Source organism: Caldovatus sediminis (assembly GCF_014644455.1).
GTDB classification, from domain to species: Bacteria; Pseudomonadota; Alphaproteobacteria; order Acetobacterales; family Acetobacteraceae; genus Caldovatus; species Caldovatus sediminis.
Map to the genome: position 1 here is coordinate 43,281 of NZ_BMKS01000012.1, position 19,775 is coordinate 63,055.

At 74.5% G+C, this 19,775-nt stretch carries 19 protein-coding genes; 5 read left to right on the plus strand and 14 right to left on the minus strand.

The window, feature by feature from the left end; translation table 11 throughout:
* Nucleotides 1–21: 21 nt before the first annotated feature.
* From IEX99_RS16750 to ccoN, 9 genes are read right to left on the minus strand one after another with little or no spacing between them, the layout of a single operon-like run.
* Nucleotides 22–219 carry a hypothetical protein gene (locus IEX99_RS16750; protein WP_188902388.1) on the minus strand — a complete coding sequence of 66 codons (198 nt, stop codon included), beginning with the start codon at nt 217–219 and terminating at the stop codon, nt 22–24.
* Nucleotides 216–386, minus strand: a complete 171-nt coding sequence (gene ccoS / locus IEX99_RS16755; protein WP_188902389.1) for a cbb3-type cytochrome oxidase assembly protein CcoS — start codon at nt 384–386, stop codon at nt 216–218. Before ccoS ends, IEX99_RS16750 begins: the two co-directional genes overlap by 4 nt.
* Nucleotides 374–2,770 (minus strand): heavy metal translocating P-type ATPase, encoded by a 2,397-nt coding sequence (locus IEX99_RS16760; RefSeq protein ID WP_188902391.1) that lies wholly within the window; start codon nt 2,768–2,770, stop codon nt 374–376. Before IEX99_RS16760 ends, ccoS begins: the two co-directional genes overlap by 13 nt.
* Nucleotides 2,767–3,249, minus strand: a complete 483-nt coding sequence (locus IEX99_RS16765) for a FixH family protein (RefSeq protein ID WP_188902393.1) — start codon at nt 3,247–3,249, stop codon at nt 2,767–2,769. The genes IEX99_RS16760 and IEX99_RS16765 overlap by 4 nt, the downstream gene beginning before the upstream one ends.
* On the minus strand, nt 3,246–4,763 hold the full coding sequence (ccoG, locus tag IEX99_RS16770) for a cytochrome c oxidase accessory protein CcoG (protein WP_229678090.1): 1,518 nt from the start codon (nt 4,761–4,763) through the stop codon (nt 3,246–3,248). The genes IEX99_RS16765 and ccoG overlap by 4 nt, the downstream gene beginning before the upstream one ends.
* A 16-nt stretch (nt 4,764–4,779) precedes the next feature.
* Nucleotides 4,780–5,649 carry a cytochrome-c oxidase, cbb3-type subunit III gene (gene ccoP / locus IEX99_RS16775; protein WP_188902395.1) on the minus strand — a complete coding sequence of 290 codons (870 nt, stop codon included), beginning with the start codon at nt 5,647–5,649 and terminating at the stop codon, nt 4,780–4,782.
* 11 nt (nt 5,650–5,660) lie between these two features.
* Nucleotides 5,661–5,867: a cbb3-type cytochrome c oxidase subunit 3 gene (locus IEX99_RS16780; protein WP_188902397.1), complete on the minus strand. Its 207-nt coding sequence runs from the start codon at nt 5,865–5,867 to the stop codon at nt 5,661–5,663.
* 19 nt (nt 5,868–5,886) lie between these two features.
* Nucleotides 5,887–6,618: a cytochrome-c oxidase, cbb3-type subunit II gene (ccoO, locus tag IEX99_RS16785; RefSeq protein ID WP_188902399.1), complete on the minus strand. Its 732-nt coding sequence runs from the start codon at nt 6,616–6,618 to the stop codon at nt 5,887–5,889.
* Nucleotides 6,619–6,630: 12 nt separating this feature from the next.
* The gene (gene ccoN, locus IEX99_RS16790; protein WP_188902401.1) at nt 6,631–8,151 is read right to left on the minus strand and encodes a cytochrome-c oxidase, cbb3-type subunit I; all 1,521 of its coding nucleotides are present in this window, start codon (nt 8,149–8,151) and stop codon (nt 6,631–6,633) included.
* A gap of 170 nt (nt 8,152–8,321) precedes the next feature.
* Here ccoN and IEX99_RS16795 point away from each other — a divergent pair, with 170 nt between their 5' ends.
* Both IEX99_RS16795 and IEX99_RS16800 read left to right on the plus strand, forming a co-directional pair.
* A complete protein-coding gene (locus tag IEX99_RS16795) occupies nt 8,322–9,101 on the plus strand; it encodes a DUF2189 domain-containing protein (RefSeq protein ID WP_188902403.1) in 780 nt (259 codons plus the stop codon).
* Nucleotides 9,102–9,224: 123 nt separating this feature from the next.
* Nucleotides 9,225–9,899, plus strand: a complete 675-nt coding sequence (locus tag IEX99_RS16800) for an EF-hand domain-containing protein (RefSeq protein ID WP_188902405.1) — start codon at nt 9,225–9,227, stop codon at nt 9,897–9,899.
* A gap of 124 nt (nt 9,900–10,023) precedes the next feature.
* Here the strand turns inward: IEX99_RS16800 and IEX99_RS16805 are convergent, their stop codons facing one another.
* Complete coding sequence (locus tag IEX99_RS16805) at nt 10,024–10,653, minus strand: Tat pathway signal protein (protein WP_188902407.1); 630 nt, start codon at nt 10,651–10,653, stop codon at nt 10,024–10,026.
* Between the two features lie 306 nt (nt 10,654–10,959).
* On the opposite strand from IEX99_RS16805, the gene IEX99_RS16810 reads away from it, so the two are divergent.
* The gene (locus tag IEX99_RS16810) at nt 10,960–11,268 is read left to right on the plus strand and encodes a hypothetical protein (protein ID WP_188902410.1); all 309 of its coding nucleotides are present in this window, start codon (nt 10,960–10,962) and stop codon (nt 11,266–11,268) included.
* Between the two features lie 50 nt (nt 11,269–11,318).
* Nucleotides 11,319–11,942 (plus strand): NeuD/PglB/VioB family sugar acetyltransferase, encoded by a 624-nt coding sequence (locus IEX99_RS16815; protein ID WP_188902412.1) that lies wholly within the window; start codon nt 11,319–11,321, stop codon nt 11,940–11,942.
* Between the two features lie 69 nt (nt 11,943–12,011).
* Here the strand turns inward: IEX99_RS16815 and trpE are convergent, their stop codons facing one another.
* Nucleotides 12,012–13,538, minus strand: coding sequence for an anthranilate synthase component I (gene trpE / locus IEX99_RS16820; RefSeq protein WP_229678091.1), 1,527 nt, complete (start codon nt 13,536–13,538; stop codon nt 12,012–12,014).
* Nucleotides 13,535–15,433: a peptidylprolyl isomerase gene (locus tag IEX99_RS16825; protein ID WP_188902414.1), complete on the minus strand. Its 1,899-nt coding sequence runs from the start codon at nt 15,431–15,433 to the stop codon at nt 13,535–13,537. The genes trpE and IEX99_RS16825 overlap by 4 nt, the downstream gene beginning before the upstream one ends.
* Nucleotides 15,434–15,564: 131 nt before the next feature.
* On the opposite strand from IEX99_RS16825, the gene tpiA reads away from it, so the two are divergent.
* Nucleotides 15,565–16,326: a triose-phosphate isomerase gene (gene tpiA, locus IEX99_RS16830; protein WP_188902533.1), complete on the plus strand. Its 762-nt coding sequence runs from the start codon at nt 15,565–15,567 to the stop codon at nt 16,324–16,326.
* 104 nt (nt 16,327–16,430) lie between these two features.
* Here tpiA and IEX99_RS16835 read toward each other — a convergent pair whose 3' ends face one another.
* Nucleotides 16,431–18,404: a TRAP transporter permease gene (locus IEX99_RS16835; RefSeq protein ID WP_188902416.1), complete on the minus strand. Its 1,974-nt coding sequence runs from the start codon at nt 18,402–18,404 to the stop codon at nt 16,431–16,433.
* Nucleotides 18,405–18,532: 128 nt separating this feature from the next.
* Entirely contained in the window at nt 18,533–19,681 is a 1,149-nt protein-coding gene (locus IEX99_RS16840; protein ID WP_188902418.1) for a TAXI family TRAP transporter solute-binding subunit, read from the minus strand.
* Nucleotides 19,682–19,775 lie beyond the last annotated feature (94 nt).

Consider the following 19,775-nt stretch of genomic DNA (forward strand, 5'->3'; position numbering starts at 1 on the left):
CCCGCCCCCGGGCCGCGCCGCTCAGCGGACGCGGCGCTTGGCCTCGGCCTGGTCGAAGATGCGCTTGATGACGCCGTAGGCGAACAGCACGCCGAACAGCAGCAGGCCGAGGCCGAAGATGGAGAGGCCGCTGTCCCGCGCCGCGGCCGCGGCGAACAGGCCGACCAGCGCGATCAGCGCCGAGAAGGCGAGGAAGAAGATGTTGGTCCCGGTCATCATCGCGCGGAGCTCCGTGGGTCGCGGCGGGTCTCGTCGTCGAAGAGGATGCGGCTCGCGGCGCCGTCGAGGTCGTCGTACTGGCGCGCGCGCAGCGTCCAGAGGAAGAAGAGCAGGCCGAGCAGGCCGAGGAACAGCGCCAGCGGCACGAGCAGGATCAGCGCGTCCATGCATGCGGCTCCCTTCCGGCGCGGAGCGCGTTGAGGATCACGATCAGCGAGGAGGAGGACATCACCGCCGCCGCGACCAGCGGCGTCGCGAGGCCGGCGACCGCGGCGGGCACCGCGACGACGTTGTAGATCAGGCTGAAGGCGATGTTCTGCCGCGCGATCCGCTGCGCCCGGCGCGCCACGACGATGGCGGCGGGGAGGGCGGCGAGGCCGGCCTCGCCGCGGAGCACCAGGTCGGACGCGGTCTGGGCGAGGTCGGTGGCCCCGGCGGGGCTGACCGAGACATGCGCGAGCGCGAGGGCGGTGGCGTCGTTGATGCCGTCGCCCACCATCAGCGGGCGGCGGCCCTGGGCGCGCAGCGCCGCGATGCGCGCGGCCTTGGCCTCGGGCGAGGCGTGCGCGGTCCAGGGCCCGGTGCCGGTCATCCGCGCCGCGTGCTCGACGGCCTCCGTCCCGTCGCCCGAAAGGAGCTCGGTCGAGAGACCGAGGCGGTGCAGCGCCGCGACGGCCTCGCCCGCATCCTCGCGCAGGCGGTCGGCGAAGCGGAAGGCGACGGCAGGGGCGCTGCCGGCGCGGTAGTAGAGCGTCATGCCCTCGTCCGGAGCCGCCGCGACGCCGCAGAAGGCGGCGCTGCCGAGCCGCTCGGCGCCGCGCCGGAGGCCGGCGCCGGGGATCTCCTGCACGCCCTCGGCGGCGGCGGCCTCGGGGCAGGCGCGCACCAGGGCGCGGGCGAGAGGGTGGCGCGAGGCGCGGGCGAGCGCGGCGGCGGCGCGCAGGCTGGCGGGATCGCGCGCCGGGTCGGGCAGCAGCACCGGCCGGCCCTCGGTCAGCGTGCCGGTCTTGTCGAGCACCGCATGGTCGGCAGTGGCGAGGCGTTCCAGCGCCGTCGGCGCCGCGACCAGGACGCCGCGGCGGAACAGTGCCCCGACCGCGACCACCTGCACCGCGGGCACGGCGATGGCGAGGGCGCAGGGGCAGGTGATGATCAGCGCGGCGACCGCCGGCACCAGCGCCTCCTGCCAGGAGGCATCGAGACCCGCCCACCAGCCAAGGAAGGTGCCAAGGGCGACCGTCAGCGCCACCGGCACGTAGAGCCGCGCCGCCTTGTCGGCGACCGAGACGAAGCGGCTCTTCGCCTGCTCCGCGCGCTCGAGCAGCCGCGCCAGGGCGGCGAGCGAGCCGTCGGTGGCGGCGGCGGTGACGCGCAGGCGGAACGGCGCCCCCATGTTCACCCCGCCCGCGGGCAGCGGGTCGCCTGCGGCGAACCGGCGTGGCAGGCTCTCCCCCGAGGTCGCGCTGGTGTCGAGCAGCGCCTCCGCCGCGTCGGTACCCTCGATCACGCCGTCGAGGCGCAGCCGCTCGCCGGCGGCGACCAGCAGGCGGTCGCCGGGGCGGACCCGCTCGACCGGCACGGCGCGGGTGGTGCCATCGGGCTGCAGCAGCGCGACGCTGCCCTCCTGCAGCGCGAGCAGTTCCGCCGCCGCCTGGCGCGCCTTGCGCCGCGCCGCGCGGTCGAGCACGCGGCCGGCGAGCAGCAGGGCGAGCAGCGCGGTGGCGCCGTCGAACCAGGTGTAGGGGCCGTTGCGCACCGCCTCGGACAGGCTCATCGCCGCGGTGGCGAGGACGCCGATCGAGATCGCCAGGTCCATGTTCGCGCGACGCGCGCGCAGGGCGTCGAGCGCCGAGCGGTAGAAGGGCAGGCCGGCCACGGCGATCACCGGCAGGCCGATCAGCGCGGCGAGCCAGTGCATCGCCGCGCGGGTCGCCTCGCCCATGTCCCAGCCGACCCAGACGGCGACCGAGACGAGCATCACGTTCATCGCGCCGAAGGCGGCGATGCCGAGGGCGCGGATCAGGGCGCGGCCCTCCTCGTCCTCGGTGGCGCGCAGGCAGGCCGGCGACCAGGGCGCGACGCGGAAGCCGAGGCGCGCGAGGAGGGCGGCGAAGTCGTTGGCGCGGGCGTTCGGCCCGCGCCAGGCGACGGCGAGCCGCCGCGAGGAGAGGCTGGCGCGGGCGCGCAGCACGTCGGGCTCGGCGGCGAGCGCCTGCTCGACCAGCCAGACGCAGGCGCCGCAGGTGAGGCCCGAGACCATCAGCTCCAGGCCGTGGACGCCGTCCTCGCGCTCCGCGCGCGCGAGCGGCGCGAAGTCGGTCGCCGGCGGCTCGGCCGCGGGCCGCAGCGTGCCGCCGGACGCGGCGGCCTCGCGCCGGCGGTAGAAGGCGTCGAGGCCGAGGCCGGAGACCAGCGCGTGCGCCGCCTCGCACCCGACGCAGCAGAACCGCGCCTGGCCCGGCGCGAGCGGCGCGCCGCAATGCGCGCAGGCAACCGTCGCCGGGCTGACGGCTTCGGCCGGCGCCGGAGCGATGCGGCCGAGCGAACTCATCGGAGCAGCAGCCGCTGGCGGAGGTCGAGGCGCTCGCCGTGCGGTCCGGAGAGGGTGAGGCGCGCCTCCCACTGGCCGGCGCGCGCGCCGTGCAGCGCGGCGATCCAGCGGCCGGGGCCGGCCAGGGCGAAGTCGAGCGGCAGCTCCGTGCCCTCGAGCGGCCGCAGCAGCACGCCCCGCACCTGCGCCTCGAGCGGCCGGCCGTCGCGGTCGGAGGCGGCGAGGGTCAGCGCCTCGCCTTCCGCCAGCGCGATCTCGGCCCGCCAGCCGAGCGCGTCCTGACGCGCCGCCTCCGCGAGCACCTCGTTGTACCCCCGCCCGCGCTCGTAGGCGCGACTGACCGTCACGCCGGGGAAGGTGGCGAGCGCGAGATGGACCATCACCGCGTTCACCGCGAACACCGCGAGCATCCCGCCGACGAACACCCACGGGATCCAGGCGGAGCGGCGGGGGGAGGGGGGCGGCCTCGTCTCGTTCATGGCCTGGGACCCAGGAAAATGCTGTCCTCGCGCGCGGCGACGCGGCCGCCCGCGTCGAGCAGGCGGAAGGTGACGGGCGTGGACTCCCGCAGGCCGAGGCCCGGCGGCGCGGTGACGAAGACGCGGTACTGGGCGAGCCCGTCCGGCCGCGCCGCGAGCAGCGGGCGCCCCTCGGCGTCGCTCTCCGCGGGGTCCTGCACCGTGAGCCGCAGACCCGCCGGGGCGTCGAGCGCGAGCGCGAGCGTCGGCGCCTCGCGCGTCTTGTTGGCGATCTTCAGGGTGTAGCCGTTGCGCACGCCGCCGTCCGCGAGACGCACGAAGGTCGGTGCGCGGTCGTGGATCACCGTCACGCTCAGCGTCTCGCGCAGCAGGAGGGCGGTGAGCATGGCGAGGCCGACGGCGGAGAGCATTCCCGCATAGACCAGGGTGCGCGGGCGGATGACGCGGGGCGCCTTGCGCGCCGCCATGCCGCGGGCGAAGCGCTGGGGCCCGGGCGGCAGATTCGCCACCGCGGCCTCGCTGGCGGCGAGGTTGCTGAGCGTCTCGAAGGCGATCAGCCCCTTCGGGCGGCCGAGCCGCTCCATGATCTGGTCGCAGGCGTCTATGCAGAGGCCGCAGCCGATGCATTCGAGCTGCTGGCCGTCGCGGATGTCTATGCCGGTGGGGCAGACATGGACGCAGGCGTAGCAGTCCACGCAGTCGCCCACGCCCTGCGCCTTCGCCTTGCCGCGCGGCTCGCCGCGCCAGGCGCGGTAGGAGACGACGAGCGAGTGCTCGTCGAGCATCGCCGCCTGGAAGCGCGGCCAGGGGCACATGTAGGTGCAGACCTGCTCGCGCGCCCAGCCGGCGAGGACGTAGGTGGTCGCGGTGAACAGGCCGAAGAAGAAGTAGACGCGGGCGGAGGCGGTGCCGGTCAGGATCTCCCGCGTCACCGTCGGCGCGTCGTTGAAGTACATGATCCAGGCGCCGCCGGTGGCCGCGGCGATGCCGAGCCAGGCGGCGTGCTTGGCGGCCTTCCTCGCCCACTTCGCCGCCGTCCAGGGCGCCTTGTCGAGGCGCATGCGCTCCACCCGGTCGCCCTCGATCAGCCGCTCGACCCACATGAAGAGGTCGGTCCAGACGGTCTGCGGGCAGGTGAAGCCGCACCACAGCCGGCCGAACAGCGAGGAGACGGCGAATAGCGCGATGGCGCCGAGGATCAGCGCGCCGGCGAGGAAGTAGATCTCCTGCGGCCAGAGCTCGATCCAGAGGAAGAACAGGCGCGCATTGGCGATGTCCACCAGCACCGCCTGGTCGGGCACGCCGGACCCGCGGTCCCAGCGCAGCCAGGGCACGACGTAGTAGAGGCCGAGGCAGAGCGCGAGCACCGCCCACTTGATGCGGCGGACCGGGCCGCGCACGGCCTTCGGGTAGACCTTCTGGCGGTCGGCGTAGAGCGGCAGGTCCGCCGCCGGCGCCGGGCTCGCCGCCGCCGGCCGTGCCTGCAGCCGCTCCGGCGCCTTCATCTCGGACATGCCCGCCGCCGCCCCGCTATTCGCCGCCGCCCAGGGCGTGGACGTAGACGGTGAGCATGTTGATCACCGCCGGGTCGAGCCGCCCCTGCCAGGCCGGCATCACGCCGCCGCGCGAGAAGGCGATGCTGCGCACGACCGAGGCCTTGTCGCCGCCGTAGAGCCACACCTGGTCGGACAGGCGCGGCGCGCCGAGCTCGCGGTTGCCCTCGCCGCGCTCGCCGTGGCAGCTCGCGCAGTTCTCGGCGTAGATCGCGGCGCCGCGCGCCGCCGCCGCCTGGTCGCCGGCGCGGCCGGAGAGCGAGAGCACGTATTCCGCGACGTCGTTCACCTGCGCCGCGCTCAGCAGGCCGTCGGCGAGGAAGCGCGGCATCTGCGACTGGCGCGCCCGCTCGTCCTCGGTGTTGCGGACGCCGTGCAGGATGGTGGTGCGGATCGCCTCCAGGCTGCCGCCCCAGATCCAGTCGTCGTCGGCGAGGCTCGGGAAGCCGCCCGGCGCACCCTGGCCGCCGGCGCCGTGGCAGCCGGCGCAGGTGTTGGCGAAGGCGGCGCGGCCGCCGGCGAGGGCGAAGGCGCGCAGCTCCGGGTCGGCCGCGATCTCTCCCGGCGTGGTCGCGCGCAGGCGGGCCATCATGGGCTCGAGCCGCGCCTGGTGCGCCTGCATCTCGCCCACGACCGCCTCGCGCGCGATCCACCCGGTCAGGCCCGTCGCCCCGCGGATCGGCAGCGACGGAAAGAGGATCATCCACAGCACGGCGAAGGCGATGGTCGCGTAGAACACCAGCAGCCACCAGCGCGGCAGCGGGGTGTTCAGCTCCTTGATCCCGTCCCACTCGTGGCCGGTGGTCTCGGTGCCGGTGACGTGGTCCTTCTCGATCTTGGTCGGCATCGGGGCGCTCCTCAGGCCCGGCTGTCGTGCGGCGCGGCGCCGCGCGCGGCCCCCCCGCGCGGCTTGTCGTCGCGCAGCGGGATGTCCGCCTGCGCCTCGTAGTGGCGGCGCTTCGACGGGCGCAGGACCAGCACCAGCATCGCGACGAAGAGCAGGAAGAACCACACCACCCAGAGCGACCTCAGCGTCGGGTAGAGGGCGATCAGCGTGTCCATCATGGCGGCGAGCCCCTCTCCCTCACTGCTGGCGGAGCTGCTCGGGCGTCACGTCGCGGAACTCCACGAGCGTGCCGAGCATCTGCAGGTAGGCGATGAGCGCGTCCATCTCCGTCACCCGGCTCGGGTCGCCGTCGAAGGCGGCCTGGCGCGCCTTCGGGTAGCGCGACTGGAACCCGCTCGGGTCCAGGTCGGGCCGCGCCTGCGCCACCAGGTCTGCGCGCGCGGCGGCGATCATCTCGTCGCTGTACGGCACGCCGAGGCGGCGCAGCGCGCGCAGGTGCTCGGCGATGTCGCCGTACTCGAGGGGCCGGTCGAGGAAGGCGTAGGGCGGCATCACGCTGTCCGGCACGAGCGCACGCGGGTTGCGCAGGTGCTCCGCGTGCCAGTCGTCCGAGTAGCGTCCGCCGACGCGCGCCAGGTCCGGCCCCGTGCGCTTCGAGCCCCACTGGAAGGGCCGGTCGTACATGCTCTCCGCGGCGAGCGAGTAGTGGCCGTAGCGCTCCAGCTCGTCGCGGAAGGGCCGCACCATCTGGCTGTGGCAGGTGTAGCAGCCCTCGCGGACGTAGATGTTGCGCCCGGCGAGCTCGAGCGGGGTATAGGGACGCACCCCCTGGACCCGCTCGATCGTGGTCTCCACCGCGAACAGGGGAACGATCTGCACGAGGCCGCCGATGGAGACCGTGATCAGCGTGAGCACGCCGAGCAGGATCAGGTTGCGCTCGATCTTGCCGTGGTCGAGCCAGCGGAACATGGCGCGCCCTCCTCAGCCGGCCGCCGGGGCTGCGGCGATGGCGGGGGCGGGCGCCGCCGGGGCGGGCCGTGCCTCCTCCTCGCCTTCGTCGAGCGCCTCAGAGGTCGCGGTCCGCCACAGGTTGTAGGCCATGAGCAGCGCTCCGGTCAGGTAGAGCACGCCGCCGAGCGCGCGGATCACGTAGTAGGGGTGCATGGCGGCCACCGTCTCGACGAAGCTGTACTGCAGGAAGCCCAGCTCGTCGTAGGCGCGCCACATCAGGCCCTGCATGATGCCCGACACCCACATCGCGGTGATGTAGAGGACGATGCCGAGGGTGGCGATCCAGAAGTGCCACTCGACCAGGCGCCGGCTCCACAGCCCGCGCTTGCCCCACAGCTTCGGCACCAGGTAGTAGAGCGCGCCGAAGGTGATGAAGCCGACCCAGCCCATCGCGCCCGAATGCACGTGGCCGATCGTCCAGTCGGTGTAGTGCGAGAGGGCGTTGACCGCCCGGATGGACATCACCGGCCCCTCGAAGGTGGACATGCCGTAGAAGCCGACGGCGACCACCGAGAAGCGCAGCCCGGGATCCGTGCGCAGCTTGTCCCACGCGCCCGAGAGCGTCATCAGGCCGTTGATCATGCCGCCCCAGCTCGGCATCCACAGCATCACGCTGAACACCATGCCGAGCGTCTGCGCCCAGTCGGGCAGCGCGGTGTAGTGCAGGTGGTGCGGGCCCGCCCAGATGTAGAGGAAGATCAGCGTCCAGAAGTGCACGATCGAGAGGCGGTAGGAGTAGATCGGCCGCTCCGCCTGCTTCGGGATGAAGTAGTACATCATGCCGAGGAAGCCGGCGGTGAGGAAGAAGCCCACCGCGTTGTGGCCGTACCACCACTGGATCATCGCGTCCTGCACGCCCGAGGCGGCGCCGTAGCTCTTGGCGTGGCCGAGGCTCACCGGCAGGGCGAGGTTGTTGCCGATGTGCAGCATCGCGATGGTGACGATGAAGGCGAGGTAGAACCAGTTCGCCACGTAGATGTGCGGCTCCTCGCGCCGCAGGATGGTGCCGCCGAAGGCGACCAGGTAGGCGACCCAGACCACCGTCAGCCAGAGGTCCGCGTACCACTCGGGCTCCGCGTACTCCTTGCTCTGGGTGATGCCGAGCACGTAGCCGAGCGCCGCCATCACGATGAAGAACTGGTAGCCCCAGAACAGGAACCAGCCCATGTCCTCGCCGCCGTAGAGCCGCGCCCGGCAGGTCCGCTGCACGACGTAGAGCGAGGTGCCGAGCAGCGCGTTGCCGCCGAAGGCGAAGATCACCGCGCTGGTGTGCACGGGCCGCAGCCGCCCGAAGGTGGTCCATTCGAGGTCGAGGTTGAGCAGCGGCCAGGCGAGCTGCGAGGCGATCACCACGCCCATCAGGAATCCGACCACGCCCCAGAAGACGGTGGCGATGGCGAAGGCGCGGATCGGGCCCTCGACGTAGTGTTCCGCCGCCCGCGGCGCGGTCCTTCGGCCGGCGGCGAGGGCGGCGGTGCCTCCGATGTGCATGCGGTGCTTCTCCCCGGGCGCGCGCCGCCCATCCCCGGCGGCCGGCGCCCACCAGCACGAGAGCGCATCGCGAGGGAGCTCTCCTTGATCCGAATCAAATCCTGCCGCCTCCGAGACGCTAGCGTGCGGCCGCGCGTCCAAGGCACGAAGCGAGGAGGAGACGAGCGCGCATGTCCATAGACGTCACGCCGGCGCCCCCGCACGCGCCCTCACCCATCCGCCTGGTGGCGACGGACCGGCCATGGACCTGGCTGGCGGCGGGCTGGCGTGACCTGATGGCCGCGCCGCATGTCGGCTTCACCTACGGCGCGGCGCTGACCGCCTGCGGCTGGGCGCTGGTGCTGCTGCTGATCTGGGCCGGCGCGCTGTGGGCGATCCTGCCGGCGACGGCGGGGTTCTTCCTCGTCGCTCCGCTGCTCGCGGCCGGGCTCTACGAGGCGAGCCGGCGGCGGGAGAGGGGCGAGGCGGTGGCGCTTGCCGTCTGCGTCCGCGGCTTCACCCGCAACGCCTCCCAGCTCGCGCTGATGGGCGTCGTCCTGCTGCTGCTGCACCTGTTCTGGGTGCGCGTGGCGGCGCTGATCTTCGGGCTGTTCTTCGGCCTCGGCTTCTCTCCGCCCCTGGAGCAGCTGCCGCTCGCGATGCTGCGCTCCGACGCGCTGCTGCCCTTCCTGGTCGTCGGCACCGGCGTCGGCGCGGCGTTCGCGGCCGTGGCCTTCGCGGTCTCGGCGGTGTCCATCCCGATGCTCGTGGACCGGGACGTCACGGCGATCGAGGCGGTGCTCGTCAGCCTCCGCGCGGTCGCGGCCAATCCCTCCGCGATGGCGTTCTGGGCGGGGCTGATCGTGGTGTTCACGGCGATGGCGCTGGTTCCCTTCTTCCTCGGCCTGGCGTTCGTGCTGCCGCTCGTCGGGCACGCCACCTGGCACGCCTATCGCGATCTCGTCCGCTAGCGGATCGGACGGCGAACGCGCCGTTACGCTTCGTCACGCGCGGCGCCGCGCGCTGCAATGCGCGCGTTACATGCCGCAGGCATGTTCCTCGCGTCGGTCGCAACGGACCGGATGGAGGATCGGATGCGCAGGAACGTGAAGGTTGCGCTGCTCGCGGCGACGGTTGTCGGGCTCGGCGCAGTGGGCGCGGCGGCTCTCGCCCAGCCAGGGCCCGGCGGCGGCCCGATGGCGGGGCCCGGCGGCGGCCCGATGATGGGCGCCCCCGGCGGCGGGCCTGGCGGCGGTCCCGGCTGGCATCGCGGCGGCCCGGGTCGCCGCGGCGGCAACGGATTCGCCGCCGGCGAGGCCTTCGCCCGTGCCGACGCCAACGCCGACGGGCGAGTGACGCCCGAGGAGGGCTGGGCCTGGCTGCAGGCGCGGTTCGCCGAGGTGGACGCGAACGGCGACGGCGCCGTCACCCTCGAGGAGCTGCGCGCCCATGCGGCGGCGCGACTCGGGGAGAGGCGCCAGGGGAGCGCGCCCCCGCCACGGGTGCAGGCGCGATTCGAGGAGCGCGGGGCGATGGTCTTCCGCTTCATCGACGCCAACAGCGACGGGCGGATCACCCTCGAGGAGCTGCGGCCCATGGCCGAGGCGTGGTTCCGTGCCCGCGACCGCAACGGCGACGGGGCGCTCTCGCGCGATGAGGTCCGGCCCGCCCGCCGCGGCCACTGGCGGGGCGGCCCGTCCCCGGCGGCGGTGCAGGACGACGGCACCGCGGCACCCCAGCGGCCGTCCGGCCCGCTGCAGACCCGCTAGATCGGCCGCGCGCCGGGCGAGGCCGGTGCCGGCCGGCAGCGTGATCCGCGGTCGGCCGGCATCGCCCGCGCCTCGCTCCCCCGGGCCCGGGCCGGCCGGCCGGCGGTGGCGCCAGGCGGGCTACTCAGCGCCAGCCGTAGCCGGTGATGCTGCAGGTCTCGACGCCGCGCCGCTCGGCCGACGCGCCGTTCATGTACACGACCCGCATGTCCACCGTGCAGACCCCGATCGCCGGCAGGCTGATCGAGACGGACTGGCCGGGCGAGAGCACGTTGGCCCCGAGCCGGTCCGGCCCCCAGTTCCGGTCGCTGGAGAGGGAGACGTAGAGCTCACGGATCGTCGCGCCGGACTGGTTCACGAAGGTGAAGGAGGGATTCCCGACCGGGGCCGGAGAGATCGTCGCGCCGGCCCCGCCGATGCTCGCCCCGGCGCCGCCGCCGAAGACGATCCGGCTCAGGCGGCACGCATTCACGCCCATGCGGGTGTCCTCGGCCCCGTTGGCGTAGCGCACCCGCACATCGAGGATGCAGTCGCCGAAATTCGGCGTCACCCAGACCTGCTGCCCAGCCGGCAGCACAGTCGCGCCGAGGATGTCCGGCCCCCAGTTCGACAGGCGGGAGGGCGAGACATAGGCCTCCTGGATCGTCACGCCGCTGGCGTTGACGAGCCAGAACCGGTTCTGCGCCTGGGCCGGCGCCGCCGCCGCGATCAGCGCGGCGGCCAGGGCGAGGACAGCAAGGAAGGCTCTGCGCATGGGGTTCCTCCTGACGATGGCCCGGTCGTCCATTGGCGGGCGGGCGGTACGGCGGTCAGGTCCTCGATCGTCCCGCCGGCCGCGCCCGGGCCAGCCGGTGAGCGCTCCCCCCATCGCACCGTGTCGTCCGTGGTTCGGTCGGTCGCCGCGGCGCGGCGGCGCACCATCGCGGGCGGCGTCAAGCTGCGGCGGGGCAACGATACCATCGCGTGCCGAAGCGGGGAATTGGGCGTCGGAGCCTTGCCTCACGAACGCTTGAGTGCCAGCTTTGACAGAGACGTGATCGAAGGGAGAGGATCGGGCACGATGGCGCGCACCGGCGAGGAGCCGCACCCGCATCAGGCGGCCCTGATGCGCGAATTGCGCCAGGCGGTCGGAGAGCTGCGCGCCGACCTGCTGGTGACGCAGGCGGCGCTGGCCTCGCTCGCCGCCGACGTCGCGCGCGTCGCGGCGGAGCCGGAGCACGCGCTCGGCTCCCTGAACGCCAAGGTCCTGGGCTTCGCCGAGGCCGCCGCGCGCGGGCTGCCGCCGGGCGCCGGGCGGCCCGAGGCCGTCACCGCCGCGGCCGCGCGGTTCGCCGACTGGGCGGAGAGCTTCCTGCGCAGCCGGGAGTGACGCGGCCGCCTCCGGATCCTGCCGCCGGCGGGCGTCGTCCGCGGCGGATCGTGATCCTCGGCGCCGGCGGGCATGGCAAGGCCGTGCTCGATCTGCTGCTGACGCCGGGCGGGTCCGGCCGGTTCGAGGTCGTGGGGCTGGTGGACGCCGTGGTGCGCCCGCCGGCCGCGGTCCTCGGCCGCCCCGTGCTGGGCGATGAGGGGCTGCTGCCGGCGCTGCGGGCCGCGGGCGTGACGGATGCGGCGCCGGCGATCGGCGACAACGGCGCGCGCGCGGCGGCAGGGGCGCGGCTCGGCGCGCTCGGCTTCGCGCTGCCCGCGCTCGTGCATCCGGCGGCGGTGGTCGGGCGCGGGGCGGAGATCGGCGCCGGCGCGGTGGTGATGGCGCGGGTGACGATCGGGCCGGAGGCGCGGATCGGCCCGCTCGCGCTGATCAACACCGGCGCGATCGTCGAGCATGACTGCGTGGTCGGGGAGGCGGCGCACGTCGCGCCCGGCGCGGTGCTGACCGGCGGCGTGCGGGTCGGCGCGCACGCCTTCGTCGGCGCGGGGGCGGTGGTTCGGCCGCGGGTGCGGATCGGCGCGGCGGCGCTCGTCGGCGCGGGCGCCGCGGTGGTGGACGACGTGCCGGACGGGGCGCGGGTGACCGGCGTGCCGGCGCGGGCGGGCGGATAGGCGCGGACAGGGCGCATCCTGCCGGCGCGGGCGCCGGTCCCGGGCTGCCGCCGCGCGGTGCCGCGAATGCTACCGCCGCCCCGCCGCGAAGCGCACCGCCTCCTCCGCGGCGCGGAACAGGGCGCGCGCCTTCTGCACCGTCTCCTCGTACTCCGCCGCCGGGTCGGAGTCCGCCACCACGCCGGCCCCGGCCTGCACGTGCATCACGCCGTCCTTGACCAGCGCGGTGCGCAGGCCGATGCAGGTGTCCATGCCGCCGTCGGCGCCGAAATAGCCGAACCCGCCGGCGTAGATGCCGCGCCGCGAGGGCTCCAGCTCCTCGATGATCTCCATCGCCCGCACCTTCGGCGCGCCGGTCAGCGTCCCCGCCGGGAATCCCGCCATCAGCGCGTCGAGCGCGGCGAGGCCGGCGCGCAGCCGCCCCTGCACCTCGCTGCCGATGTGCATCACCTGGCTGTAGCGCTCGATCTGGAACTGCGCCGGCACGCGGACGCTGCCGATCTCCGCCACCCGGCCGACGTCGTTGCGGCCGAGGTCGAGCAGCATCAGGTGCTCGGCGCGCTCCTTCGGGTCGGCCAGCAGCTCCGCCTCCAGCGCCTTGTCCTCCTCGGGCGTCGCGCCGCGCCGGCGCGTGCCGGCGAGCGGGCGCACCGTCACCGTCCCGTCGCGCAGCCGCACCAGGATCTCCGGCGAGGCGCCGACCGCGGCGAAGCCGCCGAAGTCGAAGAAGAACAGGAACGGCGCCGGGTTGATCCGCCGCAGCGCGCGGTAGAGCGCGAAGGGCGGCAGGGCGAAGGGGATCGAGAAGCGCTGCGAGGGCACGATCTGGAAGGCGTCGCCGGCGCGGATGTACTCCTTCGCCCGCTCGACCGCGGCGATGAAGCCCTCGCGGGTGAAGTTGCTCTCCGGCGCCGGCGGCGGGGGCAGGTCGGCCGGCGGCGCCGGGCGCGGCACGGGGCGGTCGAGCGCGGCTTCCGCCTCGTCGAGGCGGTGGTTCGCCTCCTCCCACGCCGTCCGCGGGTCGCGGGCGGCGGCGGTGCCGGCCCAGACCGGGGCGCAGAGCGTCAGCGTGTCGCGCACATGGTCGAACACCGCGATGACGGTCGGCCGCCCCAGCACCGCGTCGGGGATGCCGAGCACGTCCGGCTTGGTCGCCGGCAGGCGCTCGATCAGCCGCACCATGTCGTAGCCGAGATAGCCGAACAGCCCGGCGGCGATCGGCGGCAGGCCGGGCGGCACCGGAAGCCGCGAGGCGGCGATGACGGCGCGCAGCGAATCGAGCGGGGCCGCCGCCTCCTCCGCGAAGGCATGCGGCGCGGAGAGCGCGTGCGGGTTCAGCTCCGCCTTCCCGCCGCGACAGCGCCAGACGAGGTCCGGCGCGAAGCCGATCGCGGAATAGCGCCCGCGCGCCGAGCCGCCCTCGACGCTCTCGAGCAGGAACGCGTTCGGCCGGCCGTGCGCGAGCTTGAGGAAGGCGCCGACCGGGGTCTCCAGGTCGGCCACCCGCTCGCGTACCAGGATCTGGCCGCGTCCCGCCTCCAGCGCCGCGCGGAACGCGGCGAAACCCGTCGCGCCGAGGCCGCCACCGTCCATCATCGCGCCACCTGCTCCATGAGGCCCGGGTTGATCCTGACATCCGCGCGGTTGCGCAGCGCGATCAGGTACTGCTGCTCGAGGTCCTCCGCCAGGGCCTGCTCCACCTGATCGCGGATCCGGCCGAGGGCGAGCGGATCCGCGTCCGGGTTGGCCGGCAACACCTCGACGACCTGGGCGACGAGGTAGCCGTCGCGGACCTCGACCATCGTGGCCTCGCCCGGCCTCGCCTCGAAGAGCGGGGCGAGGAGCTCGGGCGGGGCCGGGTTTCCCGGACCCGGCTGGCGGGGGAGGGGGCCGATGCGGTCGCCGCGATGCGCCAGCCCGGCCTCCCGCGCCGCATCGGCGAGCGAGGCGCCGCCGCGCACCGCGGCGAGCAGGGCGGCGGCCCGCTCCTCCTGCGCCCGCCGGCGCGCATCGGCGAGCCAGGCGTTGCGCACCTGCTCCGCCACCGTCTCGAAGGGCCGCAGCGCGCGGCCGATGACGGAGCGCACCTCGACGGCGGTGAAGCCGTCCTGCACCTCCTCGAGCCGCGGCGCGTCGCCGGGGTTGACGGCGAAGATCCGGCGCAGCAGCTCGGCGCGGGCCGTCTCGCGGATCGGCAGGGCCACCGGCCTGCCGTCCGGGTCGCGCCCGGCCGCGTCGGTGGTGAGGGTGGCGGCGGCCATGCCGAAGCGCTGCGCCACCTCGGCCAGCGGCGCGCCGGAGGCGAGGGCGTCCTCGATCCGGTTGGCGCGGGCGTAGACGAGGTCGGCGGCCTTCTCCAGGGCGATCTCGCGGCGCAGGGTCTCGCGCACCTCGTCGAGGCGGCGCGTGACGGCGGGCTCGACCTTCTCGACCCGCAGCACGTGCCAGCCGAAGGGGCTCCGTACCGGCCCGGCGACGCCGCCCTCGGGCGCGGCGAAGGCGGCCTCGGCCAGCTCGGGCACCGGCAGGCCGGGACGGTCCAGGGGGTCGGGGAAGGCGATGGCCTGGCCGCCGGCCTCCTGGGCCCGGGCCTCGATCGTCGTCCAGTCGGCGCCGCCGCGCCAGGCCTCGGCGATGGCGCGGGCCGCCTCCTCGTCCGGGACCAGGACCTGGCGCAGGGTGCGCCGCTCCGGCGTTGCGAACTCGTCCTGCCGGGCCTCGTAGGCCTGCGCGACCTCCTCCTCGCCCACCGTGACCTTGTCCACCAGGTGCTCGGCGGTGATCGCCGCCACCGTCACCTCGCGATATTCCGGGGCGGAGAAGCGGTCGGGGTTGTTCTCGTGGAAGCGGCGGAGCTGCGCCTCGGTCGGCGGCTCGGGCTCCGGGGCGTCGGCGAGCGGCAGCGCGACCACGTCGGCAACGCGGCGCTCGGCCTCGAAGGCGTAGAGGGGACGCGTCAGCGTGTCGGGTCCGGCGGCGCCGGCGCGCACGGCGCCGACCAGCTGCTGGCGCGCCAGGTCGGAGCGGACGAGGCGGAGGAATTCGCTCTCGGTCAGGCCGTTCTGGCGCAGGAAGTCCTCGAACAGCGGGCGGGAGAAGCGGCCGTCGGCGCCCTGGAAGGCGGGGATCGCCCAGACGAAGTCGCGCACCGCCTCCTCCGGGACCGCCAGGGACAGGCGCCGCGCCTCGGCGCGCAGCGCGCGCTCGGCGATCAGCGCCTCGACGGCCTGGGCGGCGACCGCGCGGCGCACCGCCTCGTCGCCCTCGAAGCTTGGGCCGAGCTGGCGGGCGAGGCGCTGGATCTCGCGCCGCACCGCGAGCTGGGCCTCCTCGAGCTCGATCGGTTCCCCGGCGACACGGGCCACCGCGCGGTCGCGGCCGAAGCCCTGCACCATGTCGCCGATGCCCCAGACGGCGAAGGAGATCACCAGGACGGCGAACAGGATCTTGGCGATCCAGGTTCCGGCAAAGCGGCGAAGGGCGGTCAGCATGCGCGATCCGGTGCGGCAGGAAGGCGGCGGACCATAGGGGAGGGGGCCGCCGTTGCCAAACCGGCGACCGCGGGGTGATACCGCAGCCGATTGCAGCATGCGAGGAGGGACGCGCCGCCATGACCCCCGGGATACGTCCGCTGATCGCCGGCAATTGGAAGATGCATGGGCTGCGCGCCGAGGGCCTCGCGCTGGCCCGGGCGGTGGCCGCGGGGGCGGGCGGCGTCGCGGCCGAGCTGCTGGTCTGCCCGCCGGCCACCCTGATCGCGGCGGTGGCCGAGGCGCTCGCCGGCACCCCGGTTGCGGTCGGCGGGCAGGACTGCCACGAGCGGGAGAAGGGCCCGCACACCGGCGACGTCTCCGCGCCGATGCTCGCCGATGCGGGGGCCCGCTACGTCATCCTCGGCCATTCCGAGCGGCGGGCGGAGCACGGCGAGACCGACGCGCAGGTGCGCGCGAAGGCCATGGCGGCCCTCGCCGCGGGGCTGACCCCGATCGTCTGCGTCGGCGAGAGCGAGGCCCAGCGCCTGGCCGGCGAAGCCGAGCCGGTGGTGGCGCGCCAGCTCGCCGGGAGCCTGCCCGAGGACTTCGCCGTCCAGGGCGGCGTCGTCGCCTACGAGCCGGTCTGGGCGATCGGCACCGGGCGGACGCCGACCGAGACCGACATCGCCGCGATGCATGGCGCGATCCGCGCGCAGCTGACGCGCGGCACGGGGGGACCGGCCGGGGCGCGCGTCCGCATCCTCTACGGGGGCTCGGTCAAGCCGGGGAACGCCGCGGCGATCCTGTCGCAGCCGGACGTGGACGGGGCCCTGGTCGGCGGGGCGAGCCTGGTCGCGGCGGACTTCCTGGCGATCGCGGCGGCGGCGGGAGCCTCGCCGGCCCGCCGCTGAGGCGGGGCGCCGCGCGCGCCCGGCCGCGGGCCCCGCGTCTCCGGTGGACGGCGCTCCTCCGGTCCGGGCGGCGGGCGCCCGTGCCCCGGGGCGGCCGCTGCCCTTCAGCGGCGGGCCAGGCGCCGCGCGCCCATCGCCAGGATGCCGGCGACCGCCAGCCCGAAGCCGAAGAGGTCGGTCCGCGCCTCCGGAATCAGCATCAGCAGCCCGCCGATCCCGATGACGACCCGCGCCCAGACCGGCGCCGGGCCGAGCCGGTAGACGTAGCCTTCGAAGGCGGAGGCGAGCATCAGCACCGCGACCACCGCGGTCGCCGTGGTCTGCAGGATCAGCAGCGTGTCGCCGCGCAGGATCAGCGCCGGCTGCAGCACGAACAGCACCGGCAGCAGCATCAGCAGGATGCCGATGCGCAGCGCCATCATCCCCGTCCGCATCGGGCTCGACTTGGCGATGGAGGAGGCGGCGATGGCGGCCAGCGCTACCGGCGGCGTGATGAAGGAGACGATGCCCCAGTAGAGCACGTAGAGGTGCGAGGCCATGGGGTCGAGCCCGGCCTGCACCAGCGCCGGCGCCAGTACGATGGCGAGGAAGATGTAGCAGGCCGAGGCCGTCATCCCCATGCCGAGGATGAAGCTGGTCACCGCGCCGAAGAACAGCAGCAGCGCGACGTTGCCCGCCGCGTACTGCACCAGCTCGCGCGAGAAGGAATTGGCGACCCCGGTGACCGAGAGCGAGCCGATGATCAGGCCGATGCCCGCGATCAGCGCGACGATGTGCGCCACCGCCTGGCCGGAATCCACCACCAGCCCGGCGAAGCGGCGCAGGCCGAAGCCGATGGCGCGCCGCCGGGCCACGGCGACGACGAGCAGAAACAGCGACACCCAGAACGGCGCCTCGGCCTCGATCCGGAAGGCGAGCAGCAGCACCGTCAGCCCGACGATCGCGGCGATGTAGTACCAGCCCGAGGCCAGCGTCCGGAGCAGCGGCGGCACCTCGTCCCGCCCCACGCCGCGCAGTCCGTTGCGCACCGCGTAGAGGTCGGTCTGCAGGAACAGCGCGAGGTAGTAGAGCAGCGAGGGCAGCGCCGCGGCGATCATCACCTCCGCGTAGGGGACGTTGAGGAAGTTCGCCATGATGAACGCCGCGGCGCCCATCACGGGCGGCATCAGCGCGCCGCCGGTGGAGGCGCAGGCCTCGACCGCGCCCGCGTAGTGCGGCGCGTAGCCGCAGCGCTTCATGGTCGGGATGGTGAGCGTGCCGGTGGTCAGCACGTTGGAGGTCGGGCTGCCCGAGAGCATGCCGAAGGTGGCGGAGGAGACGACCGAGACCTTCGCCGGCCCGCCGCGGCTCGTGCCCATCAGCGCCAGCGCGAAGTCCATGAAGAAGGTCGCCCCGCCGGTCGCCGCGAGCACCACGCCGAAGACCAGGAAGCCGATCAGCGTGTCGGAGACCACCTGCATCGGGATGCCGATGATGCTCTCCGTGCCGAAGACGTGCTCCTGCACCGTCGTCGGCAGGTCGAGCTGCACGCCCCACAGGAATCCCGGCATCTCCCCGGCGAAGAGCGGGAAGGCGGCGAACAGGAGGCAGGCGACGAACAGCACCGTCTCGCCGGTGCGGCGGACGCCCTCGAGCACCAGCAGGATGAGCAGGGCGGCGGGCGGGACGGCCCACGGCGGCGCCATGGCCTGCCAGCCGCGAAGCTGGATCGTCAGCGCCTCCGAGGCGAGCCAGAGCCCGAGGGCGAGCATTATGGCGGCGAGCAGCCAGTCGAACCAGGGGATGCGGTCGCGCTGCGACCGGCGTGCGGGAAAGGCGAGGAAGGCGAAGGCGCCGAAGAAGCCGATGACGAGATAGTAGTACGCCGTGCTGATCGGCCGGAACCCGGCGATGCCGAGGTTGAAGATCTGGTTGACCGCGACCGCCAGCCCGGCAGCGGCGAGCAGGAACGCCACCCAGAACGCCAGGCCGCTGAGGCGGCCGGAGCGCGCCTCCGGGTCCGGCGGCGCGGTCGCGTCGAGCGCGCGGGCGGTGCGGGCTTGCGGGTCGGCGCCGGGAACGGCGCGGGCTTCCGACATGCGGGCAGACGACCTCGGTTGGCGGGGATGCGGGGGGCGGTGGGGTGCTCGGATGACGGACGAGGTACCGCCGGCCGGCGCGGGCTCCCGTGGAGTCCGGCCGGCCGGCGCCGATCACCCCGGATGCATCAGCCGAGGGCGGCGATCGCCGCCGCGCGCCGCTCGGCCCAGGCGGCCTCGAACTCCTGCTGCCCGAGGCTGCGGGCGCCGGGCAGGAACTGCTCCCAGGCCCGCTTGATGGCCTCGTGGCGGCGCAGGGTGCGCTCCTGCCACTGCTCGTGCTCCGGCGTCCAGATCCCGACGTCCTGGAGATAGCGCCGCGCGCCGGGGTGGAAGGCCGCATCCATCGGCGGCGTGCCGGCCAGGCGCATCTCCCAGCGCGGCATGATCGGATTGACGTCCTTGTAGAGGTCGAAGGTCTCGTGGACCGCCTTCATCAGGGCGTAGACCTCCTCCTCGCGGGTTTCGGTCTTCACCGTGATCATCGGGTAGCGGTAGCCCATGACCCAGGCCGGGTTCTGCTGCGAGAGCCCGGCGCCCACCGTCTCCTGGAAGGGCTCGACGAACGGCACGGCGCGCTGCGCCGCCTGCCAGCCCCGGGCGTTCTGCGGATCGAGCTCGACCCAGGAGATGCCGCGCGGGCTCGCCTCCAGTTCGCGCAGCACCGCCGTGGCGGGAGCGGCGCCGGCGGCGTCGGCGCGGCCCTCGATCAGCGCGCGGAGGCTGGCGACGTAGGAGGGGAACTGCACGAGCTGCACGTCGTTCCAGGTGAGGCCGGCGAAGGCCAGCACCGGCTCGACCTTGATGTTCACGGAGGAATTGGCGGGCACGAAGGCGAAGCGCTTGCCGCGCAGGTGCTCCGGCCTGGTGATCCCGCTCTCGCGCGTGGCGACCACGGAGAAGCCGTTCACCCGGCCGCAGAGGGTGCGGAACTCCTGCGGGCCCCAGTCGGGCGCGGCGTATTCGTAGAGGCCCTCCACGGCGAAGAAGAGCTCGTTGGCGAGCCAGCCATGGCTGGCACGGCCCTGGCGCAGCGGCAGCACGCGCCCGATCGAGGTCCCGGAGGGCTGCAGCCGCACCCGCGTGCCGTAGGCCCTTCCCATGGCGTCGGCGATGGCCGAAGCCTCGACATAGCCGGTCGAGCCGACGTCGTAGACCGACCAGACCATGGTGGAGGGCAGGTCGGGCAGCGGCCGCGGCTGCGCGATGGCCGGGCGCGCCAGCGCGCCGGCGGCTGCAGCGCCGGCGAGGCCGAAGGTCCTGCGTCGCGTGAGCATGCTGCGTCTCCCATTCGTTCCTTCGGTGGCGCCGCGGTTGGCGTCGGGCCCCGTTCCGCCTGCCTTACGGGAGCGGCAACCGGCAGGCAAGTCG